The organism is Agromyces sp. Root81, from assembly GCF_001429165.1.
GTDB lineage: Bacteria > Actinomycetota > Actinomycetes > Actinomycetales > Microbacteriaceae > Agromyces.
This window is the reverse complement of sequence record NZ_LMIR01000003.1, coordinates 456,597-481,326: the sequence shown is the minus strand read 5'-3', so window position 1 is coordinate 481,326 and position 24,730 is coordinate 456,597. Positions and strand designations below refer to the sequence as shown.

Annotated in this window: 24 protein-coding genes, 1 tRNA gene and 1 pseudogene; 11 read left to right on the top strand and 15 right to left on the bottom strand. The window is 70.7% G+C overall.

The annotated features are described in order from the left end of the window. Positions 1 to 96, top strand: a pseudogene (locus ASE14_RS20710) (ABC transporter permease); the annotation flags it as partial. Between the two features lie 64 nt (positions 97 to 160). Here the strand turns inward: ASE14_RS20710 and ASE14_RS16840 are convergent. The 6 genes from ASE14_RS16840 to ASE14_RS16815 form a co-directional block, all read right to left on the bottom strand. Continuing rightward, positions 161 to 1,855, bottom strand: coding sequence for a long-chain-fatty-acid--CoA ligase (locus ASE14_RS16840; protein WP_056657634.1), 1,695 nt, complete (start codon positions 1,853 to 1,855; stop codon positions 161 to 163). 126 nt (positions 1,856 to 1,981) lie between these two features. After that, the gene (locus tag ASE14_RS16835; RefSeq protein ID WP_056657631.1) at positions 1,982 to 2,614 is read right to left on the bottom strand and encodes a response regulator transcription factor; all 633 of its coding nucleotides are present in this window, start codon (positions 2,612 to 2,614) and stop codon (positions 1,982 to 1,984) included. After that, positions 2,611 to 3,816, bottom strand: coding sequence for a sensor histidine kinase (locus ASE14_RS16830; RefSeq protein ID WP_056657629.1), 1,206 nt, complete (start codon positions 3,814 to 3,816; stop codon positions 2,611 to 2,613). Before ASE14_RS16830 ends, ASE14_RS16835 begins: the two co-directional genes overlap by 4 nt. Before the next feature lie 21 nt (positions 3,817 to 3,837). Next, complete coding sequence (locus tag ASE14_RS16825; RefSeq protein ID WP_235511453.1) at positions 3,838 to 4,647, bottom strand: ABC transporter permease; 810 nt, start codon at positions 4,645 to 4,647, stop codon at positions 3,838 to 3,840. After that, positions 4,644 to 5,534, bottom strand: a complete 891-nt coding sequence (locus ASE14_RS16820; RefSeq protein ID WP_056657623.1) for an ABC transporter ATP-binding protein — start codon at positions 5,532 to 5,534, stop codon at positions 4,644 to 4,646. Before ASE14_RS16820 ends, ASE14_RS16825 begins: the two co-directional genes overlap by 4 nt. 84 nt (positions 5,535 to 5,618) lie before the next feature. Beyond that, the gene (locus ASE14_RS16815; RefSeq protein WP_056657620.1) at positions 5,619 to 6,362 is read right to left on the bottom strand and encodes a LysE/ArgO family amino acid transporter; all 744 of its coding nucleotides are present in this window, start codon (positions 6,360 to 6,362) and stop codon (positions 5,619 to 5,621) included. 54 nt (positions 6,363 to 6,416) lie between these two features. Between ASE14_RS16815 and ASE14_RS16810 the strand changes: the two genes are divergently transcribed. Then, the gene (locus tag ASE14_RS16810) at positions 6,417 to 7,343 is read left to right on the top strand and encodes a LysR family transcriptional regulator ArgP (protein WP_056657617.1); all 927 of its coding nucleotides are present in this window, start codon (positions 6,417 to 6,419) and stop codon (positions 7,341 to 7,343) included. A gap of 95 nt (positions 7,344 to 7,438) precedes the next feature. Here ASE14_RS16810 and ASE14_RS16805 read toward each other — a convergent pair whose 3' ends face one another. Further along, on the bottom strand, positions 7,439 to 8,656 hold the full coding sequence (locus tag ASE14_RS16805; protein WP_056657615.1) for a pyridoxal phosphate-dependent aminotransferase: 1,218 nt from the start codon (positions 8,654 to 8,656) through the stop codon (positions 7,439 to 7,441). 202 nt (positions 8,657 to 8,858) lie between these two features. Between ASE14_RS16805 and ASE14_RS20835 the strand changes: the two genes are divergently transcribed. Together ASE14_RS20835 and ASE14_RS16795 are read left to right on the top strand one after the other, a co-directional pair. Further along, positions 8,859 to 10,007: a hypothetical protein gene (locus tag ASE14_RS20835; protein WP_056657611.1), complete on the top strand. Its 1,149-nt coding sequence runs from the start codon at positions 8,859 to 8,861 to the stop codon at positions 10,005 to 10,007. A gap of 128 nt (positions 10,008 to 10,135) precedes the next feature. Then, complete coding sequence (locus ASE14_RS16795; RefSeq protein WP_056657608.1) at positions 10,136 to 13,153, top strand: hypothetical protein; 3,018 nt, start codon at positions 10,136 to 10,138, stop codon at positions 13,151 to 13,153. 16 nt (positions 13,154 to 13,169) lie between these two features. Here the strand turns inward: ASE14_RS16795 and dgt are convergent, their stop codons facing one another. Further along, the gene (gene dgt, locus ASE14_RS16790; protein WP_056657605.1) at positions 13,170 to 14,687 is read right to left on the bottom strand and encodes a dGTP triphosphohydrolase; all 1,518 of its coding nucleotides are present in this window, start codon (positions 14,685 to 14,687) and stop codon (positions 13,170 to 13,172) included. Positions 14,688 to 14,926: 239 nt separating this feature from the next. Between dgt and ASE14_RS16785 the strand changes: the two genes are divergently transcribed. The 5 genes from ASE14_RS16785 to rplA all read left to right on the top strand — a co-directional run bounded on the left by ASE14_RS16785 (position 14,927) and on the right by rplA (position 17,703). Next, positions 14,927 to 14,999, top strand: a tRNA-Trp gene (locus ASE14_RS16785). A 40-nt stretch (positions 15,000 to 15,039) separates the two neighbouring features. Beyond that, positions 15,040 to 15,315 (top strand): preprotein translocase subunit SecE, encoded by a 276-nt coding sequence (gene secE, locus ASE14_RS16780; RefSeq protein ID WP_056657831.1) that lies wholly within the window; start codon positions 15,040 to 15,042, stop codon positions 15,313 to 15,315. Positions 15,316 to 15,379: 64 nt separating this feature from the next. Further along, positions 15,380 to 16,306, top strand: coding sequence for a transcription termination/antitermination protein NusG (nusG, locus tag ASE14_RS16775; protein WP_056657602.1), 927 nt, complete (start codon positions 15,380 to 15,382; stop codon positions 16,304 to 16,306). A 144-nt stretch (positions 16,307 to 16,450) separates the two neighbouring features. Then, a complete protein-coding gene (rplK, locus tag ASE14_RS16770; protein WP_022891467.1) occupies positions 16,451 to 16,879 on the top strand; it encodes a 50S ribosomal protein L11 in 429 nt (142 codons plus the stop codon). 134 nt (positions 16,880 to 17,013) lie between these two features. Continuing rightward, entirely contained in the window at positions 17,014 to 17,703 is a 690-nt protein-coding gene (gene rplA, locus ASE14_RS16765; RefSeq protein WP_056657598.1) for a 50S ribosomal protein L1, read from the top strand. Between the two features lie 100 nt (positions 17,704 to 17,803). Here rplA and ASE14_RS16760 read toward each other — a convergent pair whose 3' ends face one another. Continuing rightward, positions 17,804 to 18,073, bottom strand: coding sequence for an acylphosphatase (locus tag ASE14_RS16760; protein WP_056657595.1), 270 nt, complete (start codon positions 18,071 to 18,073; stop codon positions 17,804 to 17,806). Between the two features lie 83 nt (positions 18,074 to 18,156). Here ASE14_RS16760 and ASE14_RS16755 point away from each other — a divergent pair, with 83 nt between their 5' ends. Then, complete coding sequence (locus tag ASE14_RS16755; RefSeq protein ID WP_056657592.1) at positions 18,157 to 18,384, top strand: hypothetical protein; 228 nt, start codon at positions 18,157 to 18,159, stop codon at positions 18,382 to 18,384. 14 nt (positions 18,385 to 18,398) lie between these two features. Here ASE14_RS16755 and ASE14_RS16750 read toward each other — a convergent pair whose 3' ends face one another. The 3 genes from ASE14_RS16750 to ASE14_RS16740 form a co-directional block, all read right to left on the bottom strand. Then, positions 18,399 to 18,983, bottom strand: a complete 585-nt coding sequence (locus tag ASE14_RS16750) for a TetR/AcrR family transcriptional regulator (protein WP_056657589.1) — start codon at positions 18,981 to 18,983, stop codon at positions 18,399 to 18,401. 56 nt (positions 18,984 to 19,039) lie between these two features. Then, entirely contained in the window at positions 19,040 to 19,399 is a 360-nt protein-coding gene (locus tag ASE14_RS16745; protein ID WP_056657585.1) for an SPW repeat protein, read from the bottom strand. Positions 19,400 to 19,581: 182 nt separating this feature from the next. Further along, entirely contained in the window at positions 19,582 to 21,102 is a 1,521-nt protein-coding gene (locus ASE14_RS16740; protein WP_082600985.1) for an APC family permease, read from the bottom strand. A 181-nt stretch (positions 21,103 to 21,283) separates the two neighbouring features. Between ASE14_RS16740 and ASE14_RS16735 the strand changes: the two genes are divergently transcribed. Next, the gene (locus ASE14_RS16735) at positions 21,284 to 21,640 is read left to right on the top strand and encodes an iron chaperone (RefSeq protein WP_056657825.1); all 357 of its coding nucleotides are present in this window, start codon (positions 21,284 to 21,286) and stop codon (positions 21,638 to 21,640) included. A gap of 54 nt (positions 21,641 to 21,694) precedes the next feature. On the opposite strand, the gene ASE14_RS16730 is transcribed toward ASE14_RS16735, so the two are convergent. The 3 genes from ASE14_RS16730 to ASE14_RS16720 all read right to left on the bottom strand — a co-directional run bounded on the left by ASE14_RS16730 (position 21,695) and on the right by ASE14_RS16720 (position 24,680). Further along, on the bottom strand, positions 21,695 to 23,059 hold the full coding sequence (locus ASE14_RS16730) for an NAD-dependent succinate-semialdehyde dehydrogenase (RefSeq protein ID WP_056657582.1): 1,365 nt from the start codon (positions 23,057 to 23,059) through the stop codon (positions 21,695 to 21,697). 96 nt (positions 23,060 to 23,155) lie between these two features. Next, entirely contained in the window at positions 23,156 to 23,929 is a 774-nt protein-coding gene (locus ASE14_RS16725) for a hypothetical protein (RefSeq protein ID WP_056657579.1), read from the bottom strand. Next, positions 23,910 to 24,680, bottom strand: coding sequence for a FadR/GntR family transcriptional regulator (locus ASE14_RS16720; RefSeq protein WP_056657575.1), 771 nt, complete (start codon positions 24,678 to 24,680; stop codon positions 23,910 to 23,912). Before ASE14_RS16720 ends, ASE14_RS16725 begins: the two co-directional genes overlap by 20 nt. Between the last annotated feature and the right edge of the window lie 50 nt (positions 24,681 to 24,730).

Genomic DNA, 24,730 nt, shown 5'->3' with positions numbered 1-24,730 from the left:
GGCAGCGACATCTGGATCGCCCTCGCCTGGCTCGTCGGCATCCTCGTGGTCGCCTACTTCTGGGCGATCTCGATCTACCGACGCAAGATCAGCTGAGCCCGTAGCTCGGGAGAAGCTCCCCTCCGCCGTCTCCGACGTGCTGGAGGGGAGCTTCGTCGCGTCAGGCGCGTTCGAGCATCTCGTCCCGCACCTGGCGGCGCAGCACCTTGCCGATGAGCGAACGAGGCAGCTCATCGAACAGCTCGATGCTGCGCGGCACCTTGTAGGGGGTGAGGCTCGTGCGGCAGAAGTCGCGCAGCCCCGCCTCGTCGAAGACGGCGCCCTCGCGGAGCTCCACGCCCGCGGCGACAGCCTCGCCGCCCGACTCCCGCGGCAGGCCGACGACGGCGGCGCCGCGCACGTCGGGGTGGGCGAGCAGTGCCGCCTCGACCTCGGACGGCGAGACGTTGAAGCCGCCCGTGATGATGAGCTCCTTCACGCGGTCGACGATCGTGACGAACCCGTCGTCGGAGACGTGCACGATGTCGCCGGTGCGCAGCCACCCGCCGGGGCGAAGCGTCTCGGCGGTCTCGGCGGGGCGGCGCCAGTAGCCCTGGAACACCTGCGGGCCCCGCACGAGCAGCTCGCCGGCCTCGCCGGCCGGGCGGTCGGCCTCGGGGTCGTCGGGGTCGACGACGCGGATCTCGGTGCTGGGGAACGGCACCCCGACGGTGCCGGGTCGCCGCGTCGGCCCCATCGGGTTGCCGAGGGTGATCGGCGAGGACTCGGTCATGCCGTACCCCTCGACGAGGAGCCCGCCGGTCGCGGTCTCCCAGCGGTCGACCGTCGCGATCGGCAGGCTCATCGCACCGGAGATCGCGAAGCGGATGCGCTCGAGGGCCTTCGGGTGATGCGCGGCCGCGCTCACGAGCTGGTCGTAGATCGGCGGCACCGCCGGGAGGAACGTCGGCGGGGAGTGCCGTGCGGCGTCGAGCACGAGGCTCGAATCGAACTTCGGGAACAGCACGAGCCGCGCGCCGATGCTCATCGCGAAGGTCAGGCAGAGGGTCATGCCGTAGGCGTGGAAGAGCGGCAGCACCCCGTAGAACACCTCCTCGCCCTCGGCGAGACCCGGCACCCACGCGCGGCCCTGCATCGCGTTGGCGCGGAGGTTCCGGTGGCTGAGCACGGCGCCCTTCGGCGTGCCGGTGGTGCCGCTCGTGTACTGCAGCACGGCCGTGTCGTCGAGCGAGGGGCGCGGATGCCGCTTGCCGAGCGCCCGCCGCGAGGTGAGGCGCTCCCACTCCACGAGCCCTCGGGCCCGAGGCTTCGTCGTGAGGGCGGCGCGGGAGCGCCTGGCCTTCGGGATCGGCAGGCGCAGCGCCATCCGCTTGCCGAACGGCAGCGCCTTCGTCAGGTCGACCGCGACGATGTGGGCGGGCCGGATGTCGCTGGGGAACTCGGCGACCGTGTCGGCGACGCTGTTCCAGACGATCGCGACGCGGGCGCCGTGGTCCTCGAACTGGTGCCGCAGCTCGGGCGGCGTGTAGAGCGGGTTGTGCTCGACGACGATCGCGCCGAGCCGCAGTACCGCGTAGAACGCGGCCACGTGCTGCGGGCAGTTCGGCAGCACGAGGGCGACCCGGTCGCCTGCGACGACGCCGAGCCTGCGCAGCCCCTCGGCGGCGGAGGCGATCTGCTCGCCGAGTTCGCGGTAGCTCGTCTCCGCGCCGAAGAACTCGAGTGCGGTGCGCCGCCGGAATCGGTGCACCGCGTCGTCGATCATGTCGACGAGGGTCTGCGTCGGCTCATCGATCGTCGACGGCACGTCGTCTGCGTAGTGGGCGAGCCACGGGCGGTGTTCGTACGGATTCATTCGCGCCTCTCACGGCCATCTGCGCGCACGATCACGGGCAAGTCCATCGTTGCCGCGGCGCGCGGACGCCTCCTCCAGCGTAGGACGCCGGCGCTGTGCCCGCCCTGAAATCCCCGTGGGGCCTGGCTAGAGGAGTCCGAGTTCCATCGCCCGGGTCACGGCACGGGTGCGATCGTTCACCTCGAGTTTCTCGAAGACGTGCAGCAGGTGGGTCTTCACCGTCGCCTCGCCGATGAACAGCTCACGGGAGATCTCGGGGTTCGAGCGGCCGTCGGCCACGAGACGCAGCACCTCGAGTTCGCGCGGTGAGAGCGTGGGCGGGGCGACGGATGCCGCGTCGGCGCGCACCCGCGAGACGAGTTTCGCCGCGATCGAGGGGGCCAGCACCGTCTCGCCCGCTGCGACCGCGCGGATGCCCGCGACGATCTCCGCCTGCGGCGCCGCCTTCAACAGGTACCCGCTCGCGCCCGCCTCGATCGCGGCGAGGATGTGGTCGTCGGTCTCGTACGTCGTGAGCACGAGCACGCGGGTGCCGGGTACCTCGGCGACGATGCGGGCGGTCGCGGCGGCGCCGTCGAGGTGGGGCATCCGCAGGTCCATGAGCACGAGGTCGGGGCGCTCCGATGCCGCGACCGCCAGTGCCTCGGCGCCGTCGGCTGCCTCGCCGACGATCTCGAGCCCGGGCTCCGACTCCAGCAGGCCGATGATGCCGGCGCGCACGATGGGGTGGTCGTCGGCGACGACGATGCGGATGCTCATGCGGTTTCCTCCTGGGCGGGGTCGGTCGGGGCGGCATCGGCCGCGGCATCCGCTCGGGGGATGCCGACGCGCAGCACGGTGCCGCCGTCCGCCCCGGCCTCGATCGCGAACGAGCCGCCGACGAGCGCGGTGCGGTCGCGGATGCCCGAGAGTCCGAATCCGGATGCGCCCGGCGCCGCCGCCCCCGGACCGACGCCGTCGTCTGCGACCGTGAGCACGACCTCGTCGTCGACGGACTCGACCGTCACGGCGGCGTGCCGGGCCCGGGCGTGCTTGCGCACGTTCGCGAGCCCCTCCTGCGCCGAGCGCAGCAGCACGACCTCGTGCTCGCGGCTGAGGCCGGTCGCGCTCGCCGACACGGTCACGACGACGCCTGTCTCCCGCTCGAAGCTCGCCCCGAGCCGCGCGAGTGCGTCGCCGAGTCCGGCGCCCGGCTCGACCGGCGCGAGCGAGGCGACGAGGCCGCGCGCCTCGGTGAGCGCCTCACGCGCCATCTGCTCCATAAGCTCGACGTCGGTGCGAGCGGATGCCGCGGCGGTGCCGTCGACGCCGTCGAGCCGTGTGCCCGTGCGCTGTGCGACCATGACGAGGCCGGTGAGGCTCTGCGCGATGGTGTCGTGGATCTCACGGGCGAGCCGCGCGCGCTCCTCGACGACGCCCGCGTCGCGGTGCATCGCGGCGAGCTGACCCTGCGCGGCCTGCAACTCCTCGAGCAGACGGCCGCGCTCATCGCCGTAGCGGGCGATGTTCGTGATCCAGAGCCCGAGCGCGATGCTGAAGCCGACCGAGACCGCTGCGCTGATGACCCCGGCGACGATGCCGCTCGGGCCGAAATGCACGACGTAGCCTGCTGCGAGCGCGACGCCGATGAGCACGTTCGACACGAGCGCGCTGCGGATCGACGGCGCGGTCGTCCAGATGAACGGGTAGACGAACACCTGAATGATCGCGAAGGAGGGTTCGAACGAGGCGCCGACGCCGACGAGCATGGCGAACGCGATCGAGATCACGAGGTGCGGTGCGAGCCGGTCGACTCCGACATGGGCCCTGGCGTAGGCGAAGTAGAAGACGAGGAACGCACCCGTCGTCGCCCAGACGCCCCAGTCGTTCGGTCCGTACGGCGGCGGGTCGAACAGGGTGAAGAGCACGAGGATGGATGCCACGGCGATCGCCGCGACATCCCACCACCGTCTGTTCAGCATGCTGCGAGTTTGGCACGCGCCCTAGGCGTCGCGCCGGATCCAGCGGAAGGTGAGGCGCGACAGCACGAACCCGACGACGAGCCAGATGCCGAGGGCGATCGCGACGCCCGGGAGGTTCCACGAGCCGTTCTGCTCGAGTGACTCCCACGCCTCCGGCAGGAACACCGAGCGCATGCCCTGTGCGATCCACTTGAGGGGGAACAGGCTCGCGAAGTCCTGCAGCCACGTCGGCAGCATGTTCCACTGCAGGTACACGCCCGAGATGAACTGCAGCAGCAGCACGACCGGGATGACGACGGCGCTCGCGCTCTTCCCGCTGCGGGGCAGCGCCGAGAGGGCGATGCCGAGCAGGGCGCAGGTCGTCAGCCCGAGCACGAACACCCACGCGAACGTGAGCCACTTGGCCGGGTCGGTCGGCAGTTCGATGCCGAGCACGAGCGCTCCGGCGATGATCAGCAGCGCCGCCTGCAGCGTGCCGGTCACGAACACCTGCCCGATCTTGCCGAGGAAGTAGCCGACCGGCGAGAGGGGCGTGCCGCCGAGTCGCTTCAGCGTGCCGTTCGACTTCTCCTGCGCGATGTCGATCGCGAGGTTCTGCACGCCCGAGAGCAGGATGCCCGCCGCGATCATGCCGGGCAGGTACGACGCCCCCACCGAGATCTGCGCGCCGGGAGGGCCGACCTCGCCCGCGGCGCTGAAGGCCGCGGTGAAGATCGCGAGCATCACGAACGGGAAGAAGAAGGTGAAGAACAGGGTGTCGGGAGCGCGGAAGTACGTCTTCGTCTCGACGCCGATGCGCGACGTGCTCTGGGCCATCAGGCTGGTGCTCATGCGAGGGCCTCCTCGGCGGTCGTGGCGGGCGCCGTGCTCTGCACGAGGCCCAGGTAGATGTCTTCGAGCGTCGGCCGGATCACTTCGAGCCCGACCGGTTCGCGGCCGAGTCCGGCGACGACGGATGCCACGTGCCGCCCCGGCTCGTCGGTGCGCACCTCTCGAACGGTGCCGGCCGCGTCGCGCCAGCGCACGATGGGCCGGCGTGCGTCGGCGCCGCCGATCTCGTCGATGGCGCCGACGTCGACGAGCCGGCCGCCGGCGATGACGCCGGCACGATCGGCCAGCTGCGCCGCCTCGTCGAGGTAGTGGGTCGTGAGCAGAATCGTCGTGCCCTCGGCCTTCAGCGAGCGGATGAGTCCCCAGAACCGCCGCCGCGCCTCGGGGTCGAAGCCCGTGGTCGGCTCGTCGAGGAAGAGCAGCTCGGGTCGGCCGACGATGCCGAGCGCGACGTCGACGCGGCGCTGCTGGCCGCCCGAGAGCTTCGCGATGCGGGTCTTCGCCTTCGCCTCGAGGCCGACGGCGGCGATGACCTCGTCGACGTCGCGGGGGTTCGGGTAGAGCGAGGCGAAGTGCCGCAGCATCTCGGTGACGGTGAGGAGCCCGGTCTCGCCGCTCGACTGCAGCACGATGCCGATGCGCGACTTCCAGTCGAGGCCGCCGCGGGCCGGGTCGACGCCGAGCACGCTCACCTCGCCCGAGGTGCGGAGCCGGTAGCCCTCGAGGATCTCGACGGTCGTCGACTTGCCGGCGCCGTTCGGGCCGAGCAGGGCGAACGTCTCGCCGCGTGCGATGTCGAGGTCGAGCTCGTCGACGGCGGTCACCCCGCCGTAGACCTTGCTGAGCCCGCGGATCCGCACCGCGGCATCCGTGCGTGTCGTCTTCATACCGGAAGCCTCTCGCGACGGCGGGGCGAGCGGCAGCCCCCGACGGTTCGATTCCGGCATCCACCGATCGGTGGATGCGCCGCGTCAGTGCGGCAGCACGAGCATGACGCCGAGCCCGACCATGACGACCGCGATGGCCGCGTCGAGCACGCGCCATGCCCGAGGACTCGCGAGCACGCCGCCGAGAAGGCGCGCCCCGTAGGCGAGGCCGAAGAACCAGACGATGCTCGCGACGCCGGCCCCCACGGCGAACGCCCATCGCCCGTCGCCGTGGGTGTTCGCGACCGAGCCGAGCAGGAACACCGTGTCGAGGTACACGTGCGGGTTCAGCCAGGTCAGGGCGAGGCAGGTCACGACCGCGGCGGCGAGGCCGGTGCTCCGGCGGGTGAGCGTCGTCGAGGCGGATGCCGCGGGGTTCGCGACCGCCGTGGGTGTCCCGGCCCTGGCGCGCACGAGCCCGGCGGCATCCGCCTCGGCCGACTCGACCTCCCGCTCGGCGGTCTCGGCCTCGAGCGTCTCGCCGCTCGGTCGGATCGCGCGACGCGCGGCCAGCAGCCCGTAGGCCACGAGGAACGCCGCCCCCGCCCAGCGGATGACGTCGACGAGCCACGGCACGGCCGTCAGCACGGCGCCGATGCCCGAGACGCCGACCACGATGAGCGCGAGGTCGCTCAGCGCGCAGATCGCGGCCACCGCGAAGACGTGCTCGCGCCGGATGCCCTGCCGCAGCACGAACACGTTCTGCGCACCGATCGCGACGATGAGCGAGAGACCGAGGCCGAAGCCGGCGAGCAGGGAGGAGAGGGGCACGAAGCGACCGTATGCCATCGAGGTTACTTCACTCCAGCTCAAGATTCTTCATCGGCATTAGCATGGCTTCAGATGGAGATTCCGCTCGACGTCGCCCGCACGCTCGCCGTCGTCATCGACGAGGGCACCTTCGACGCGGCCGCCCGGCGGCTGCGCATCACGCCGTCGGCCGTCTCCCAGCGGGTCAAGGCGCTCGAGCAGCAGCTGGGCCGCGTGCTCGTCGTGCGGTCGAAGCCGGTCAGGGCCACCGAGGCCGGCGCGCCCATCGTGCGACTCGCGCGTCAGATCGCCCTGCTCGAACACGACGCCCTCGCGGAGTTCGGGCTGGACGAGGCATCCGCTCGGCCGATCTCGCTCGCCCTCGCGGTCAACGCCGATTCGCTCGCGACCTGGTTCCTGCCGGCGCTCGCCCGAGTGGGGGAGCGCCACCCGGTGGTCTTCGACCTGCACCGCGACGATCAGGACTTCACCGCCGGCCTGCTCGAGTCGGGCACGGTCATGGGGGCCGTGACCTCGCAGTCGACTCCGGTGGCCGGATGCCTCGCGCGCCCGCTCGGCGTCATGCGCTACGAGGCCGTGGCGACGCCGGCCTTCGCCGCACGCTGGTCGCTCGCACCGCAGCGTGGGTCGCACGGGCGGTCGGCGGCGCTCGCGGTCGCGCTCGCCGACGCGCCGCTCGTCGACTTCGACCGGCGCGACGACCTGCAGCGCGCGCACCTCTCGGCGCTCGGCGTCGACCCCGACGGGCCGCCGAGGCACTACGTGCCGGCGTCGAGCGACTTCGCGACCGCGGTCAGGCTCGGCCTCGGCTGGGGCATGCTGCCGGGGCTCCAGTCGGCCGAGGAGCTCGCCGAGGGGCGGCTCGTGCGGATCGGCGGCGAGCCGATCGACGTGCCCCTCTTCTGGCAGCAGTGGAACCTGCGGTCGATCCTGCTCAGCACCGTCGCCGACGAGCTCGCCGCCGAGGCGCGCACCGCGCTCTCGAATCCCGTGAGTTGAGGAGAGAGCGAAGCGAGCGTCTCGAAACCTGCCTGCTCGAACAACGGGTTTCGAGACGCGTCCTCCTTCGTCGGGCGCTCCTCAACCCGCGAGCGTCAGGCGAAGAGGCGCTGCAGGCGCTGCACGCCCTCGAGCAGCGGGGCGTCGCCGAGGGCGTAGCTGAGGCGCAGGTAGCCCGAGGGGCCGAATGCCTCACCGGGCACCGCGGCGACCTCGGCCTGGTCGAGGATCAGGTCTGCGAGCTCGAGCGAGGTCGTCGGCGTGACGCCGCCCCACTCGCGGCCGAGCAGCCCCGAGACGTCGGGGTACACGTAGAAGGCGCCCTGCGGCACCGGCACGGTCATGCCCTCGATCTTCGAGAGCTCGGCGACGATCGTGCGGCGGCGACGGTCGAAGGCCCGGCGCATCTCCTCCACGGCGTCCTGCGGTCCGTTGAGGGCGGCGATCGCGGCGCGCTGCGAGATGTTCGACACGTTCGACGAGAGGTGCGACTGCAGGTTCGCCGCACCCTTGATGATGTCGGCGGGGCCGACCATCCAGCCGAGGCGCCAGCCGGTCATCGCATAGGTCTTCGCGACGCCGTTGACGAGGATCGTCTGGTTCGCGAGCCCGGGCACCGCTTCGACGATCGAGACGGCGCGCGGCGGCACGCCGTCGGGCTCGTCGGCGTAGGTGAGGTTCTGGTAGATCTCGTCGGAGACGACCCAGATGCCGTGCTCGAGCGCCCATTCGCCGATCGCGCGAGTCTGCTCGGGGGAGTACACGGCACCCGTCGGGTTCGACGGGGAGACGAAGAGCAGCACCTTCGTACGGTCGGTGCGTGCCGCCTCGAGCTGCTCGACGGTGACGAGGTAGCCCTGGTCGGCGCCGGCGAAGACGTCGACCTGCCGGCCGCCGGCCAGCTTGATCGCCTCGGGGTAGGTGGTCCAGTAGGGGGTCGGCACGAGCACCTCGTCGCCCGGGTCGAGGAGGGTCTGGAACGCCTGGTAGACGGCCTGCTTGCCACCGTTGGTGACGACGACCTGGCCGGGGGAGACCTCGAGCCCCGAGTCGCGTAGCGTCTTCGCCGCGATGGCCTCGCGCAGCTCGGGAAGACCGGCCGCGGGCGTGTAGCGGTAGTTCTTGGGGTCGTGCGTCGCCGCGAGCGCCGCCTCGACGATGTACTCGGGTGTCGCGAAGTCGGGCTCGCCCGCCGCGTATGAGATGACCGGGCGTCCCTCGGCCTGGAGGGCCTTCGCCTTGGCGTCGACCTTGAGGGTCGCGGACTCGGCGATGGCGGCGATGCGGGCGGAGAGGCGGGGGTGGTCGGTCACGCTGAACAGCCTACGGCGTGGGCCATGCCGTGTGACAGGGGCGACGCGTGGTCGGCACCCTCGAACGGGGGGTTAACCGGAGACGGCACTCCGGTTAGGCTGCCCGAAACGTCTGCACTCGAATCGAGGAGCGCATCGTCGCGCTCCTCGACCAGTACACACTCGCACCTGCATTCACAGCCCCCACAGACAGGATCCTTCGATGTCACTCGAACGTCGCACCACCAGACTCGCCGCACTCGGTGCGGCCATCGCGATGGGCGGTGGTCTCGCGCTCGCAGGCGCGGTGCCGGCCCAGGCGGCGGAAGTCGAGCCGACCGAGATCGCCTATGTCGGCGCTGCCGACATCCGCCCCGACGAGACGAGTTACGTGGGCTGGCACGATGGTGCCTCCGGCGGCTCCTTCGCCGATAGCGACGGTGATCTCGAACTCGGCCGGCTCGAGATCACCGGCAAGGTGCAGATCCTCAACGGCTTCGATGCGGCGGCCGACAACGGCGACCTGCGCGAGCTGATCGATGCGGGCATCTGGTGGAACAGCTTCAACGCCTACTTCCAGATCCCGCTGTTCTTCGACGACGCCGCCGGCGACCAGCAGTTCACGACGCTCCGGCCGGCGTCCACGAGCACCGACCAGGTCGCCCTCGGCGACGAGTGGACGACGAGCCGCGCCATCCCCGGCGCGTACGATGCGAACGCCACCGACTCGCTCGAGAACATCCTCACCGCGATCGAGAACTCGTCGGCGGCCGACGACGCCGACGTCGTGCTCCTCGGCTACGGCGTGTTCGTCGACGCGGGCGTGAGCGGTAGGCTCCACCACATCAAGTGGGGCTCGACCATCACTCGCTTCACCCCGGCACCGGTGGAACAGCCCATCGGCGAGGCTCCCTTCCGGGACTCGGCTGCGCTGGAGGCCTACCTCGGAGACGGGGACCCGAACACGCCCGTCGACGCCGGCACGTTCACCCAGGGCACCCCCGGCGAGATCCCCGTCGACACCGCGACTCGGCTCGGCCTGCAGTTCTTCGATGTCCACGCCTACTCGACGCCCATCGCCGTCGGCGTGTTCCAGGCCGACGCGAGCGGCGACGTCACCGTGGCCCTGACCGTGGAGACGCTCGCGGCACTTCCCCCCGGTCAGCACACCCTCACCCTCGTTCCCCAGACCAGCAGCGACAGGACGCTGATCGCGGTGACCTTCACGGTCGTCGCAGCACCCACGACCACGACCGGTGCCGCGCTCGCCGAGACCGGCCTCGACGCGACCCTGCCGCTCGTCGGCGGCGCGCTGCTGCTCGCGGCCGGTGCGGTGCTCGTCACTCGTCGTCGGGCCGGCGCCTCGGCCTGACCGCACAACGGCTTCGGGGCCGTGCGGGTGCCACGCGGCATCCGCACGGCCCCGTTCCGTGAGCGGATGCCGCGTGGCGCGAGATTTCTCTGGGACGCGCGTCCCACCGTTGCTACGCTGCCCTCGTGATGGCGCGAACCCGACGGGGTGTCCTCGCCGGCGTCGCGCTCACCGTGCTGGTGGCCCTCGGTGCCGGCGTCGCCGTCGTGCTCGCCGACGAGCTCGGCATCCGCAGCGAGCCCTCCGACATCCCGGCCGAGGTGCTCGAGGCCGCCCCAGAGACCCTGTCGATCGCCCCGCCCGACTTCACGTCGATCACCGCGCCGCCCTCGTTCCGCATGGAGCTCGCGGTCGGCGAGCTGCGCGGCGCCGTCGCCGAGGCCGAGACCACCGACGGCTCGGCCACCCTCGAGGTCGTCGCCGGCGCGGGCGGTGACGACGACGAGTCGTACCGGCTCGAGGGCACGCCCGACGCGCTGCGCGTGGTCGCGGCATCCGAGGCCGGCGCCGTGCTCGGCGTCTACGACCTCGCCGCCGCGGTGCGCGACCGCCGATCGGTCGCCGAGCGCCTCGGCGAGACCGTCGAGTCGCGCCTCGGGTTCCGCATGGTCGACCTCGGCGCCGTCGGCGTGACGGTCGAGGAGGCGGAGTGGGTGGCCGGCGACGACTACTCGCACAACTCGAAGGCCTTCGCCGACGTCATCCTCGCCGAGGCGCCGTACATCGACGAGACCGCGCTCGAGGTCGCCCGCACGGACTTCGAGGCGTACGTGCAGCACGCGCTCGCCGAGGGCTACAACGCGATCGCGATCCCCGGGTTCATCGAGTACCTCACCTTCTCGGGCGTCGGCGACGGCACCGAGGTCTACGACGACGCCGACGCCCACGTGGCGCGTGCGCACGCCATGCGCGAGGCATTCGGCCCGATGTGGGAGTACGCGCACGACGCCGGGCTCGACGTGTACTTCCGCACCGACATGCTGACGCTCACAACGCCGCTCGAGGCGTATCTCGTCGATCGCTTCGGCAGCCTCGCCACGGAGGATCCCGAGTTCTGGGACGTGTACTCCGCCGGTCTCGACGAGCTCTACGCCGAGATGCCCTTCCTCGACGGCGTGCTCATCCGCATCGGCGAGGCCGGCCGCGTCTACGACCTGCCGGGCTGGGACTACTACTCGAAGCTCGCGGTCACGACCGTCGACTCGGTGCGCGCCATGCTCACGGCCTTCACCGAGCAGGCCGAGCGCGTCGACCGCGAGGTGATCTTCCGTTCGTGGAGCGTCGGCGTCGGCGCCGTCGGCGACATGCACACGAACGACGCCTCATACGAGGCGGTGCTCGGCGGCATCGACTCCGAGGCGCTCATCGTCTCGACGAAGTACACGCTCGGCGACTTCTACAGCCACCTGCCGCTGAACCACACGCTCGAGATCGGCGACCAGCGGCGCATCGTCGAGTTCCAGAGCCGACGCGAGTTCGAGAACTTCGGCGCGTTCCCGAACGACCTCGGCGTGCTCTACCAGGAGGCGCTGCAGCGGTTCATCGCGGCGAACCCGCACGTCGAGGGCATCTGGACGTGGACGCAGGACGGCGGCCCCTGGCGCGCGGGCCCGCTCTCGCTCGAGCTGAAGGCGGGGTTCTGGCAGCTCTACGAGCTCAACACCGAGCTCGCCGGGCGCCTCGCGCGCGACCCCGAGACCGACCCCGCCGCGATCACCGCCGACTGGGCGCGTCGCTGGTTCTCCGACGACCCGGCGACGGTGCAGGCGATCGGCGAGGCGATGGCGCAGTCGCGCACGGCCGTCACCGACGGGCTCTACATCGGCCCGTTCGCCGACCGCCGGGTCTTCGCGATCGGCCTCGAGCCGCCGCCCATGATGTGGATCTTCGAGTGGGACATCCTCACCGGCGACAGTGCCGTGCTGAACGTGATCTACGAGATCAGCCGCGACGAGCTCGACGAGGCGATCGCGGGCGGCGACCGCGCGATCGCGTCGGTCGAGCGTATGCGGGCCGCGATCGAGACGACGGATGCCGCGAGCTGGCGCGACCCCGCACTGCGTACGGCGTTCCTCGACACCCTCGAGTATCAGGCCAACACCTCCGCGATGCTCGGCGACTACCGCGAGATGTTCCTCAGGCAGGCCGAGTGGCACGACACGGGCGACCCGGCCGTGTACGAGCGGTGGGATGCCGCACGGCGAGCGTTCGAGGCATCCGCCGCCGCCCACGAGGCCGCGTACGCCGGCAACCCGTACCTGCCCGCGTACAACCTCACCGCGGCCGAGCTCGGCGTCGAGCGGGCCGTGCGCGACCTGCCCATGGCGTGGGCCGCGCGGATCGCGCTCGTGCTGCTCGCCGCATGGCTGGGTTACGGCATCGCGGGCGGCTACGCCCGTGCCGGATGGCCCGGGGCCCGTGCCGCCCGTGCGCTCTGGGTGGCCGGCACCCGGCCGTGGCGCGCCCGCGAGGTCGTCGGCGGGCTCGGGCGGCTCGACCGCATCCTGCTGGTGGCGGTCCCCGCGGTCCTCCTCGCCCTGAGTCGCGGCATCCAGACCTGGTTCCTCGCCCCGTCGCACCTGCTCGTGACGCTCGGCGGCTGGGCGCTGTTCGCCGGCGTGCTCTGGCTCGCGCTCGGCCGGCGCTCGGCATGGCCGGTCCTCGCGGCCGTCGGCGGCGCCGCGACGCTCCGGGTGGCGCTCCTGCTCGTCGTGCTCTCGCCGACGGGGCCGGGCGGGTACTGGTTCGCCTTCTGGACGAATCCGCTCGCACGCTCGGTGTACATCGCCGTCGCGTTCGCGGCATTCGGATGGGTCGTGGTCGCCGCGGCCTGGGCGTTCGCCGTCGAGCGGGGAGCGCTGCGGGCGGTCGGCGCCGTGGTCGCGGGCATCGGCGTGGTGCTCGCCGTGTTCGGCTCGCTCGTCGGCCTGATCGGTCTCGAGACGGCGCTGACGGCCTGGAACGACGAGATGGCCCTGCTGCCGTGGGGGCTCTCGAGGATCCTCGGCATCAGCGTCTACCTCGACATCCCCGCCGACACGGCGTGGTGGGTGGCGATCGCCGGCGGCGTGCTCATCGCCGGGGGAGCGCTCTGCATCGCGGTGAGCGCGTGGCGGCGGTCACGTCGCGCCTCCACGCCCGGGTAGGGGGCGGCGCGAGGGATCAGAGGTTCTGGCCGATGTCCCAGAGTCGGTCGGGCCGCCCGTCGAGCGCCTCCGACACCGCGAGGGCCTGGTCGTCGGAGAGCGAGGCGACGTAGTCGACCACGCCGCGACCCACTCCGAGCCGGCGCACGTCGCCGGCCGCGGGGATCGGCACGCCGTCGGGTCGTCCGTCGCGGAGCGCCGCGTAGCCGTCGGTCGCGATGTCCACGAGCTCCTTGAGCCGCTGCGGCACGCGATCGCGGTCGTGCTCGTCGGTCGCCCACGCGGTGAGCCCCTTGACGGCCCGGGCGAGCACCCGGCTGAGGCCGCGCTGGTACATGACGATGTCGGCGCGGTCGAGGATGAAGTGCCGGTGCACGAACTTCAGGATCTCGACCTCGTGCCAGGCGCGCCGATCGAGGGTCACGAGGCCCGAGCGCACGACGTCGTGCGGCGCCGGGACGACGGACGACTGCAGGTGGCTGATCCACCGGTTCGTGAACGAGGAGAGTGCGCGCTCGGAGGCGATCGAACCGTCGAACGGCGTCGCGAGCAGGCCGTCGACGAGATCGTCGGCGACCACGTCGACCGCCTCGGCGAAGGCGTCGTCGTCGGCCACCCACGGATCGTCGCGGGCGAACTTGCGGCGCAGTGCTTCGAGGGCGCTGCCCGGCGGGGCCGAGCGCGCGGCGAGGGCGGCGTCGTCGAGGTCGCGGAGCTGCGACCAGGTCTCCACCCAGCCGCGGAACTCGCGCGCGACGGCGCCCTGGCTGAGCACGCCGGCGCGGTAGAAGTCGTCGACGTCGTGGATCGAGTACGCGACGTCGTCGGCGATGTCCATGATCGAGCACTCGAGCGACTGCTGCATGGGCGGTAGCCCGGCGCGGGCCTGGTCGAGGTCGAGAGCGTCGATGCCGTATGCCGAGTACTTGGCCACGTCGACGCCCTGCCCGGTGCGGCGGAGGCCGCGCGGCAGCGGGCCGTCGCCGAAGGGCTCCGCGTCGATGTAGCGGGTCCACGGGTACTTCGCGACGGCTGTGCGCACCGCGGCGGTGAGGTTGAGTCCGCGCGGGGCCGCCTCGCTGACGTCGAGCGCGGTGAGGATCCGGTAGCTCTGCGCATTGCCCTCGAAGCCGTCGACGAGTCCGAGCGTCTCGCGGGCGAGGCGGTCGAGCACGCGTTCGCCGAGGTGGCCGAACGGCGGGTGGCCGAGGTCGTGGGCGCTCGCCGCGGCCTGCACGACGACGGCGTCGCAGCCGTGCTCGAGTGCGAAGTCGCGGGCCGGCGACGCGGTATCCGTCAGCTTGACCGCGATCGCCCGAGCGACGGCCGTGACCTTGATGGAGTGCGTGAGCCGGTTGTGGATGAGCGGACCGGCGCCCGGCTGCGCGATCACCTGGGTGACGGCGGAGAGGCGCGAGAAGTACGGCGAGAACCGGATGCGTTCGAGATCGAGCCGGAACTGCGAGTGCTCGCCGGTGACCTCGGCACTGCTGCGCGGCTCGGGAACGAGGCGCGAGGCGCGGTCGATGGTCATACGCCCAATCTATGCCGATCGGGCCGTCGGGGCGGGCAACTCGGAGGCCGCCGGCGGCTCGCGCGCGCCGAGGCATCCGCTCGGCTTTACTCTGCCAGCGGCGTCGCATACACTTGGTGAGGTTGTTGAAGTCAGCCAAGATTCTCTGCGCCTATTTTCGGGCTTTCACCTGATGAGAAACGTAGTGAATCGTGGTGCTCGGCAACCAGTGGAGCAGCCCGGTCACCCGGTCGTTCCATAGGGCGGTGGCTCAATTGGTAGAGCAGCGGTCTCCAAAACCGCAGGTTGCAGGTTCGAGTCCTGTCCGCCCTGCGAGCCGGCAGTGATTGCCGGCCCACGAAAGGTGTACGAGGTGGCACGCAAAGTAATCGACGAACCCAGTGAGGACGTCGTCGCCAATGCGAAGCGCGATCGCGCTGCGCGTCGGAATCCCTTTTCGCGCGTCGCCCTGTTCATCCGGCAGGTCATCGCCGAGCTGAAGAAGGTCGTCACGCCGACCCGCAGGGAGCTCGTCAGTTTCACCACTGTCGTGCTCGTGTTCGTCGTCATCATGATGGCGATCGTGTGGGCGTTCGATCAGGTGTTCGGCTTGCTGGTGCTGTACGTCTTCGGAACACCGGGGGTCTGATCGGACCTTCGGGTTCGATGGATCCGGTTCGCCGCTGGCGCCCCGGAGAAAAGGATTGAGAGAAGTGTCAAGGACTGAGCGCGACGACGTCGACTGGGCCACGGCTGCCGAGCAGTCGGCCGAAGACGACGAGGCGCAGACGGGCAACACCCTCGAGCACGAAGAGGACTCGGTCGAGGCGGCCGAGCAGCGTGCCGTGCACGTCGTCGACGACGAGGGCAATGACGTCGACCTCGACGCAGTGCTCGACGCGATCGCCGAGTCGAGCGACCCCGAGGCAGACGCCGTGGTCGACGACGCCCTCGACATCGACTCGGTCGAAGAGGCCGAGGCCGCCGTCGAAGCCGTCATCGAAGAAGACGAGGAGCAGGCCGACCCGTACGCGGAGTTCCGCGCCGAGCTCCGCTTCCTCCCCGGCAAGTGGTACGTCATCCACTCCTACGCGGGCTTCGAGCGCCGTGTGAAGGCGAACATCGAGCAGCGCCGCGAGTCGATGGCCATGGCCGACTACATCTACCAGGTCGAAGTGCCCATGGAAGACGTCGTCGAGATCAAGAACGGCCAGCGCAAGATGGTCACTCGGGTCCGCATCCCCGGCTACGTGCTCGTGCGCATGGACCTCAACGAGGACTCGTGGTCGGTCATCCGCCACACGCCCGGTGTCACCGGCTTCGTCGGCAACGCGCACAACCCGACCCCCCTCCGCTTCGAAGAGGCCTTCGGCATGCTGAAGAGCCTCGTCGAGATCAAGGACGTCGCCCCCGTCAAGGGCGCGAAGGCCGGCGCCGCTTCCGGTGCCGCCCGTGCGATCCCCGCCGAGGTCGACTTCGAGGTCGGCGAGACCATCACGATCAAGGACGGCTCGTTCGCGGGCCTGCCCGGCACGATCAGCGAGATCAAGCCCGAGAGCGGCAAGCTCATCGTGCTCGTCTCGCTCTTCGAGCGCGAGACCCCGGTCGAGCTCAGCTTCGACCAGGTCACCAAGCTCTAACACCTCCCAGACAGCACGCAGCGGCCCTCCGGTACAATCGGAGGGTTGTGCTGCGTCTGGCACACAGATCACCGCATCCCGGAACGGCCGGGTTGCGGGAGAGTGCCCCGGCAACCGGGGCGTTCGAACAGAAAGAGAGAAATCATGGCACCGAAGAAGAAGGTCACCGGTCTGATCAAGCTTCAGATCAAGGCCGGCGCCGCGAACCCGGCCCCGCCCATCGGCCCGGCCCTGGGTCAGCACGGCGTGAACATCATGGAGTTCTGCAAGGCCTACAACGCGGCGACCGAAGCCCAGCGCGGCAACGTCATCCCCGTTGAGATCACGGTCTACGAAGACCGTTCGTTCACCTTCATCCTGAAGACCCCGCCCGCCGCCGAGCTCATCAAGAAGGCCGCCGGCGTCGCCAAGGGCTCCGGCGTCCCGCACACCACCAAGGTCGGCAAGCTGACCCAGGCCCAGGTGCGCGAGATCGCCGAGTCGAAGATGGTCGACCTCAACGCGAACGACCTCGACGCAGCGTCGAAGATCATCGCGGGCACCGCTCGCTCGATGGGCATCACGGTCGAATAGCGCCGGGTCGAGGTGCCGCACAGCGGCAACCGAGACCGCTACGGGTGCCACGCGGCATCCGTTCACCAGAACTCAGCATTCAGTGGCAGCGCCCGCCAGGCGCAGATGACCACACTCTCTCAAGGAGAAGCAACATGGCACAGAAGTCCAAGGCCTACCGCGCCGCGGCCGAGAAGATCGAAGACGGCAAGTTCTACACCCCGAGCGAGGCCGTGGCCCTCGCGAAGGAGACCGGCTCGGCGAAGTTCGACTCGACCGTCGAGGTCGCGCTGAAGCTCGGCGTCGACCCCCGCAAGGCCGACCAGATGGTGCGCGGCACCGTCATCCTCCCGCACGGCACCGGCAAGACCGCCCGCGTCATCGTGTTCGCGACCGGCCCCGCGGCCGAGGCCGCGATCGCGGCAGGCGCCGACGAGGTCGGCGGCGCCGAGCTCATCGAGAAGGTCGCCGGCGGCTACACCGCGTTCGACTCGGCGGTCTCGACCCCCGAGCTCATGGGCCAGGTCGGCCGTCTCGGCAAGGTGCTCGGTCCCCGTGGCCTCATGCCGAACCCGAAGACCGGCACCGTGACCCCGAACGTCGGCCAGGCCGTCTCCGACATCAAGGGCGGAAAGATCGAGTTCCGCGTCGACAAGCACGCCAACGTGCACTTCGTCGTCGGCAAGGCCTCCTTCACCCAGGAGCAGCTCGAGGAGAACGCCAACGCGGCGCTCGAAGAGGTGCTGCGTCTGAAGCCGTCGAGCTCGAAGGGCCGCTACATCCAGAAGGGCGCCGTGTCGACCACGTTCGGCCCCGGCATCCCGCTGGACGTCAACGCCATCTAGTCTCACCGCAGACTGCACGAAGGGCTCGCCGGTTACCGGCGGGCCCTTCGTCGTTGCGCGTCGGGACTGGCCCGATGCCCGCCGGCGGGCCCTTCGTCGTTCACCCGGTGATGCGGAACCCGTGTTCGCCGGTCGGCTCGCACGCCGAGACATCCGTGCGCTCGACGATCGCGTCGGGCGGGCCGGTCGCGAGCCAGTCGAGCATCGCGCCGACGGATGCCTCGACGCCCTCGATCTCCGCCTCGACCGTGTCGTCTGGGCGGTTGCGCGCCCAACCGGCGACACCGAGGCGGCGGGCCTCGATGAGCGCGGAGTAGCGGAACCCGACGCCCTGCACGTACCCGTGCACGATGACGTGTCGACGGATCATCCGACCAGCGTAGGCCGCCAGCGAGCGCAGAGGGAAGGCATCCGATCGTGCCACGGCGCCGCCGAGGGCGGTAGCATCCAGTCATGAGCGAGCGCATGGCGGCGATCGTCGCGGGCGGCGGGGTCATCGTCGTCGCGATCGGCATCGGCATCTGGTTGGCGCGCCTCGGCGCATGGGGGCTCGTCGCCTTCACTGCTGTGCTGGCCGGCATCATCGTCTGGTTGCTCGTGCGCCACGAGCGGCATCGACCGGGCGGGCCGGCCGAGGAGGAGGACGGCGATCGGCACCACGGCTGGGAGTGGTCGCCGTGAGCGTCGTGCCTCGATCAGGCGAGTGCAGGTGAGCCGAGGCCGGCGCAGATGAGCTCGGCGAGAGCGCGCAGTTCGTGTGCCTCCTGCCCGGTGTCCGTCTCCCGGTGATCCGGCAAGGGCCTCGTGGCCAGGATGGCGACCCACGCCGCCGCCGCGGCCTGCACCGCGCGGGCGGCGATCGGCTTCAGCACGCTGCCGCGCAGCACGCGCTCGACGATCGCCTGCACGTGCAGTCGGTGCTCGCGGAGCCGTGCACGCACCTCGGGGTGCGTTCGCTGCTCGCGCCAGATGATCACCCGCAGCACCTCGGAGTCGGCCTGCAGTTCCGAGAGCCGTCCGGCCAGGTTCAGCAGGGCGCCCACAGGGTCGCCGGGCGCGATGAGGGCGTTCGGGTCGATCGGACCGAGGTCGAGGCGCTCGGCGACGAGTGCGCGGAGCAGGTCGGCCTTCACCGGGAAGTAGTAGAAGAGCAGCCCCTTGGGCACGTCGGCGAGCGCGGCGACGGTCGAGGTCGGCGTCGCGTCGAAGCCCCGGTCGGCGAAGAGCCGTTCGGCGGCATCGAGGATGCGCTCACGAGCGCTCCGATGCTCCGGCACCATCAGCCTCCACGGGGGTCGAGAGGACGGCAGGCCGGCTGCCGTCCTCGATCAGCGGCTCAGTGAGTGACGGCGTCGTGATGTGCACGCATGCTCGGCCGGATCGCGAGTGCGGCCACGACCACAGCGACCGCGCCGGAGATCCACGACATCCACGCGGCACCGAAGGTCATGGTGTCCACGTATCCGCCGATCCACGGCGAGACGATCAGCAGTAGGCCGATGGCGCCTTGGACGTACTCCATCGCGACCATGCCCGGCCACGCGAGGTTGACGAGCCCCGCGATCGCGAGCGCGACGCCCAGCACGGCCATGATCGCGACGGACGAGCCCATCGGGGTGAGGAACATCGTCGAGAGTGCCACGGCGAGACCGGCGGCGACGGCCACCCAGTCCTCCCATCGCGTCCACTTCTTCATAGAAACCAGCCTCCTCAAGGTCGGTGGCTCCCATTCGGGGGTCACTCCCACGGTAGAACGCTTTGACCGGGCGGTCAATCAGGAAATCGGGCGAGGCCCGGGGCGGCGCGAGGCCGGTCAGCCCGATGGCGGGCAGGCGAGCCTCGGCTCGCTGCCCGCCACCGGATGGTGCGCGAGTCCGGTCAGTGCACGTCGACCACGCGGGTCGCGTCGGTGCGCAGGCGGATCTCGTCGGCGACGGCGATCGCGTCGTCCGACGGCGCATCGGACTTGCGGTCGGGCCGTGCGATGAAGAGGTAGGCGAGCCCCGTCACGGCGACGACGCCGAGGCCGATCAGCACGACGTAGTCGGTGAAGAAGTCGCCCGTGGAACCGGGCAGCGAGAGCAGCACCATCGCGAAGATCCCGTAGGCGAGCGCGAGGACGTTCACGAGGAAGCCCCACGAACCGAGCGAGAACGGACCGGCCGGCCGCCAGCCCTTGAGCCGCTGCCGGAGCGAGGCCAGCACGACCATCTGGAACGCCACGTAGATGCCGAGCACCGCGAACGCCGTGATCGGAACCAGCAGGTCGTTGTTCGCCCAGATGAGCACGGCGATGAGCGCGGGCACTGTGCACGCCACGATGAGCGCGTTCGTCGGCACCTTGCTCTTCGGCGAGACGCGGGCAAGCCAGCGGTGACCGGGGATCATGCCGTCACGTGCGAACGAGAACAGCAGACGGCTCGCGGCGGCCTGCAGGCTCAGCACGCACGAGAGGAACGCCGTGATCGCGATCACGAGGAAGACCTTCGCGCCGGCGGCACCGAGCGTCGCCTCCAGGATGCCGGGGATCGGGTCGGCGTCTTCGCCGGCGACGATCTCCGCGAGGTTCGGGGCGGCGAGCACGTAGCCGCCGAACGAGAACAGCGCGGAGACGCCGCCGACGAGGATCGTCAGCATCATCGCCCTGGGGATGCGACGCGCCGGGTTCTCGACTTCTTCGGCGACGTCGCCGCAGGCCTCGAAGCCGTAGAAGAGGAACAGGCCGGCGAGGGCGGCGCCCATGAAGGCCGCCGCGTAGCTGCCGTCGCCCTCGACGCCCATGGTGTCGAAGAAGACGCTGAACTCCTGTTTGCGCTGGAAGAACAGGAGGTAGAGGCCGAGGCCGATGACGCCGATGAGTTCGGCGGCGAGGCCGATGCGGGCGACGCGGGCCAGCCACTTCGTGCCGGTGAAGTTGATGGCGAGGGCGATGACGAGGAAGCCGAGGGTCAGCCACAGCGTGGAGTCGTTGGTGTGCTCGATGCCGAACAGGCTCGCCGCGAACCCGGATCCGAACTCCGCGACGGAGGTGATCGTCACGATCATCGCCCAGATGTAGACCCACGCCGCCATCCAGGCGTAGCGCCGGCCCCAGAGGCGCCGAGCCCAGGGGTAGATGCCGCCGTGGATCGGGTACTGCGAGACGACCTCGCCGAACACGAACGAGACGAGCAGCTGGCCGGCGCCGACGATCACGATCCACCAGATCGAGGGCGGCCCGCCGATCGAGAGCGCAACTGCGAAGAGGGAATAGACGCCGACGAGGGGCGAGAGGTAGGTGAAGCCGAGGGCGAAGTTCGCCCACAGGCTCATCGATCGGTTGAACGTGTCCTCGTAGCCGAGCACGCTGAGGTGTTCGCCGTCGGAGAGGCCCGCTGCGGGCCCGCGATCTTCAGACATTGCTGCCTTCCACTGTCATCGCTGCGCCGGCCGCCCCCAACCGGCGACACCACATCGTCGTGGTGTCGCGCCAGCATAGCCAGACATCCGGTCGTAAAGCTATAGTCCCGGATGATTTGATTCGGCACGGGTTCGCGAGCAGACGGATGCCGCGGCATCCGCTCGGCGTAGCATGGCCGCCATGGGGGAAGTGAGCGACTACATCGCCGGGCTCGAAGCGCCCGATCGGGACGTCATGGAACGCATCAGGGCGAGGGCGGTCTCGCTCGTGCCCGACGCGGTCGAGGGGGTGAGCTACGGCATGCCGGCCCTGCGGTACCGGGACTCGCCGCTGCTCAGCATCATGAAGGCCAAGGCGCACATCGGGCTCTACCCGTACAGTCCGCCCGTCATCGAGGCGGTCGCGTCGGAGCTCGAGGGGTACTCGTGGGCGAAGGGCACGATCCGGTTCACGCCGGAGCATCCGCTGCCCGACTCGCTCGTCGACCGCATCATCCTGCTGCGCCGCGACGAGATCGACGAGAAGAAGAAGCGCTGAGACGGCGGATGCCCCGGGGCCGAGGCTCCGGGGCATCCGTCTCGCGCGCGGTGATCAGCCGATGCGGATCATCTTCTTGTTGACGAACTCGTCGGCGCCGAAGCGGCCGAGCTCGCGGCCCGAGCCGGAGCGCTTGACGCCGCCGAAGGGCAGCTCGGCGCCGTCGGCGCCGACCAGGTTCACGAAGACCATGCCGGCCTCGATCTTGTCGGCGACGCGGAGCGCCTGCTCGGAGTCGGTCGTGAAGACGTAGGAGCCGAGGCCGAACGGGGTGTTGTTCGCGAGCTCGACGGCCGCGTCCTCGTCGGCGACCTTGAAGACCTGGGCGACCGGGCCGAAGAACTCCTCGTGGAAGGCGTCGGAGCCGGGCTGCACGTCGGTGAGGATCGTCGCCGAGTAGTAGTTGCCTTCGCGCGCGCCGCCGTGGTGCAGGGTGGCGCCCTGCGCGACGGCTCGCTCGACCTGCTCGGCGAGGCCCTCGGCGGCCTTGGCCGACGACAGCGGACCGAGTGCGGTGCCGACCTGGGCGGGGTCGCCCTGCTCGACCTCGCTCATCGCGGCGGTGAACTTCTCGAGGAACGGCTCGTAGAGGTCTTCGACGACGATGAACCGCTTGGCCGCGTTGCAGGCCTGGCCGTTGTTGTCGACGCGGGCGAAGACGGCGGCGCCGACCGCGGCGTCGAGGTCATCGGTCGAGAGCAGGATGAAGGGATCGGAGCCGCCGAGCTCGAGCACGACCTTCTTCAGGTGGCGACCGGCGATCTCTGCGACGATCGCACCGGCGCGCTCGGAACCGGTGAGCGAGATGCCCTGCACGCGCGGGTCGGCGATGACGGTCTCGATCTGCGCGTGCGAGGCGTAGATGTTGACATAGGCGCCGACCGGGAAGCCGGCGTCGAGGAAGATCTGCTCGATCGCGGCGGCCGACTCGGGGCACTGCTCGGCGTGCTTCAGCAGGATCGTGTTGCCGATGATGAGGTTCGGGCCGGCGAAGCGGGCGACCTGGTAGTACGGGAAGTTCCACGGCATGATGCCGAGGAGCGGGCCGAGCGACGAGCGGCGGATGAGAGCGGATCCCTCACCGGCGAGCAGGTCGATCTTCTCGTCGGCGAGCAGCGACTCGGCGTTGTCGGCGTAGTACTCGTAGATCGCGGCGGAGAACTCGACCTCGCCGACGGCCTGCTCGATGGGCTTGCCCATCTCGCGCACGATGATCTCGCCGAGCTCCTGGGCGCGCTCGTTGTGCAGCTCCGCGACACGGCGGACGAGGGCGGCGCGCTCGGCGACCGTGGTGTTCTTCGACCAGGTGCGGTGCGCTTCGGTGGCCGAGGCGATGGCGGCCTGCAGGCCCTCGTCGGTGATGGTGTCGTAGGACTTGACCGTCTCGCCGGTGGCGGGGTTGGTCACGGCATAGGGCATGGGTTTCTCCTTCTCGGGGTGCACACACTGCACTCACGCCAGAGCTCGTCTGCCGCCGTGCATACGCTCGACTTCAAAGATATATCAGCGGATGATTCAGATCGACCCGGATGCCGCCGGGTGGACGAGCACTCGCAGCGGCGTGCCGGGGCACGGCTCGCCGGGGCCGTCGCGGTCGGCCAGCTGCCCCACCTGCAGGGTCGGCTCGGTCGAGAGCACGACGCGGCCCTCGTCGTTCACGAGGGCGAGCGGGGCGTCGACGTCGAGGAAGGCGGCGAGCAGCTCCCGCTCGAGGCGGCGCACCGAGACATCCGCTCCGACGACGCCGACCATGCGGGCGCCGCTCGACGCGTCGGCGTCCGGCGTGCCGTCGCCGGACTCGGCCGTGCCCGAGGCGTGCACCGGCATCGTCATCGTGAGGATGTAGTCGCAGGTGCAGAGGTGGTCGACGTAGGGCCCGGTGACGTGCGCGTGCCGCGTGGTCGCGGGGATGCGGTACCACTCGAGTGCGCGGAAGTCGCGGAGGTACTCGGTGTACCCGCGGGTCGAGAGGTCGAGGCGGGTCGGCTCGGTCGTGGAGCCGAGCACGGGGTTCGCGTCGAGCGGGCCGAGCCACCACGCGAAGTGCACGTCGCGGCCGCGCACGATCTCGCCGTCGGCGATGAAGCCGGCTCCGACGAGGAGCGGTTCGGGTTCGGTGAGGCGGGGGAGCACGAGCTCGGCGACGACCGCGTCGAGCGCGGCGGGCCGCACATCGACCGCGCGATCGATGACCTGCTCGACGGGGGCCCGCCACGCGGCGAGCTGGTCGAAGACGGCGGCGAACACCTCACCGACCTCCGCCGCGACGTCACGCGCTGATCGGCTCATCGAGCTCGCCTCCCCGTTCGATCCTGGCCTTCGCCGCGAGCAACGGCACCGAGAGTCCGCGCACGAGATCGCCGGCCGCCGTGCGGGCTTCGGCCGGCCGGTGCGCCGCGACGGCGCGCACGATGTCGCGGTCGCGGGCCGTGGCATCCGCTCGCTGGGCTTCGTCGTCGAGGCCGAGGAGGAGGAGCGGCCCGAACTCGGCCTGCAGCCGGATCTGCTCGCGCACGAGGCGAGCGGACTGGCTGAGCACGGCGACCTCGAGGAAGAAGCCGCCCTGGTTCGTGCGAGCGGATGCCGCGGTGCCGAAGTCCGCCGCAGTCAGCCATGCCTCGAGGCGCTCGGCGTCGCCGGCCGACGCCCGCTCGGCGGCGCGCTCGGCGATGCCCGCGAGGATGGCGCCGAAGTAGACGGCCATGTCGCTGAGCTCGACCATGGCGAGTCCGCGCAGCCGGGTCGTGATGAGCGAACGGTGGTCGGCGTCGTCGGCGACGACGAAGCTGCCGCCCTCGCGGCCGCGACGGGTCTCGACGAGACCGGCCTCGCGCAGGATGCCGAGTCCCTCGCGCACAGTGATGAGCGCGACGCCGAAGCGACGCGCGAGCTCCGGTTCGCTCGGCAGGCGTTCGCCAGCGCCGAGCACGCCCAGCACGATGCCGTCGGTGAGGCGCTGCGCGACCTGCTCGGCGCGGCCGGTGTCGGCGAGCTGGGCGAACACGGCTTCGCGCGCGCCCGGTCCCACCCTCGACTCCATGGGTTCAGGCTAGTCGAGCGCTCCGCCCTCGTTTCTCACCACCGGTTGTC

Excerpts from the sequence above, each read along its gene's own strand:
- ASE14_RS16840 (WP_056657634.1), bottom strand. The coding sequence starts at position 1,855 with ATGAATCCGTACGAACACCGCCCGTGGCTCGCCCACTACGCAGACGAC.
- ASE14_RS16835 (WP_056657631.1), bottom strand. The coding sequence starts at position 2,614 with ATGAGCATCCGCATCGTCGTCGCCGACGACCACCCCATCGTGCGCGCC.
- ASE14_RS16830 (WP_056657629.1), bottom strand. The coding sequence starts at position 3,816 with ATGCTGAACAGACGGTGGTGGGATGTCGCGGCGATCGCCGTGGCATCC.
- ASE14_RS16825 (WP_235511453.1), bottom strand. The coding sequence starts at position 4,647 with ATGAGCACCAGCCTGATGGCCCAGAGCACGTCGCGCATCGGCGTCGAG.
- ASE14_RS16820 (WP_056657623.1), bottom strand. The coding sequence starts at position 5,534 with ATGAAGACGACACGCACGGATGCCGCGGTGCGGATCCGCGGGCTCAGC.
- ASE14_RS16815 (WP_056657620.1), bottom strand. The coding sequence starts at position 6,362 with ATGGCATACGGTCGCTTCGTGCCCCTCTCCTCCCTGCTCGCCGGCTTC.
- ASE14_RS16810 (WP_056657617.1), top strand. The coding sequence starts at position 6,417 with ATGGAGATTCCGCTCGACGTCGCCCGCACGCTCGCCGTCGTCATCGAC.
- ASE14_RS20835 (WP_056657611.1), top strand. The coding sequence starts at position 8,859 with ATGTCACTCGAACGTCGCACCACCAGACTCGCCGCACTCGGTGCGGCC.
- ASE14_RS16795 (WP_056657608.1), top strand. The coding sequence starts at position 10,136 with ATGGCGCGAACCCGACGGGGTGTCCTCGCCGGCGTCGCGCTCACCGTG.
- dgt (WP_056657605.1), bottom strand. The coding sequence starts at position 14,687 with ATGACCATCGACCGCGCCTCGCGCCTCGTTCCCGAGCCGCGCAGCAGT.
- rplK (WP_022891467.1), top strand. The coding sequence starts at position 16,451 with ATGGCACCGAAGAAGAAGGTCACCGGTCTGATCAAGCTTCAGATCAAG.
- rplA (WP_056657598.1), top strand. The coding sequence starts at position 17,014 with ATGGCACAGAAGTCCAAGGCCTACCGCGCCGCGGCCGAGAAGATCGAA.
- ASE14_RS16760 (WP_056657595.1), bottom strand. The coding sequence starts at position 18,073 with ATGATCCGTCGACACGTCATCGTGCACGGGTACGTGCAGGGCGTCGGG.
- ASE14_RS16755 (WP_056657592.1), top strand. The coding sequence starts at position 18,157 with ATGAGCGAGCGCATGGCGGCGATCGTCGCGGGCGGCGGGGTCATCGTC.
- ASE14_RS16750 (WP_056657589.1), bottom strand. The coding sequence starts at position 18,983 with ATGGTGCCGGAGCATCGGAGCGCTCGTGAGCGCATCCTCGATGCCGCC.
- ASE14_RS16745 (WP_056657585.1), bottom strand. The coding sequence starts at position 19,399 with ATGAAGAAGTGGACGCGATGGGAGGACTGGGTGGCCGTCGCCGCCGGT.
- ASE14_RS16740 (WP_082600985.1), bottom strand. The coding sequence starts at position 21,102 with ATGTCTGAAGATCGCGGGCCCGCAGCGGGCCTCTCCGACGGCGAACAC.
- ASE14_RS16735 (WP_056657825.1), top strand. The coding sequence starts at position 21,284 with ATGGGGGAAGTGAGCGACTACATCGCCGGGCTCGAAGCGCCCGATCGG.
- ASE14_RS16730 (WP_056657582.1), bottom strand. The coding sequence starts at position 23,059 with ATGCCCTATGCCGTGACCAACCCCGCCACCGGCGAGACGGTCAAGTCC.
- ASE14_RS16725 (WP_056657579.1), bottom strand. The coding sequence starts at position 23,929 with ATGAGCCGATCAGCGCGTGACGTCGCGGCGGAGGTCGGTGAGGTGTTC.
- ASE14_RS16720 (WP_056657575.1), bottom strand. The coding sequence starts at position 24,680 with ATGGAGTCGAGGGTGGGACCGGGCGCGCGCGAAGCCGTGTTCGCCCAG.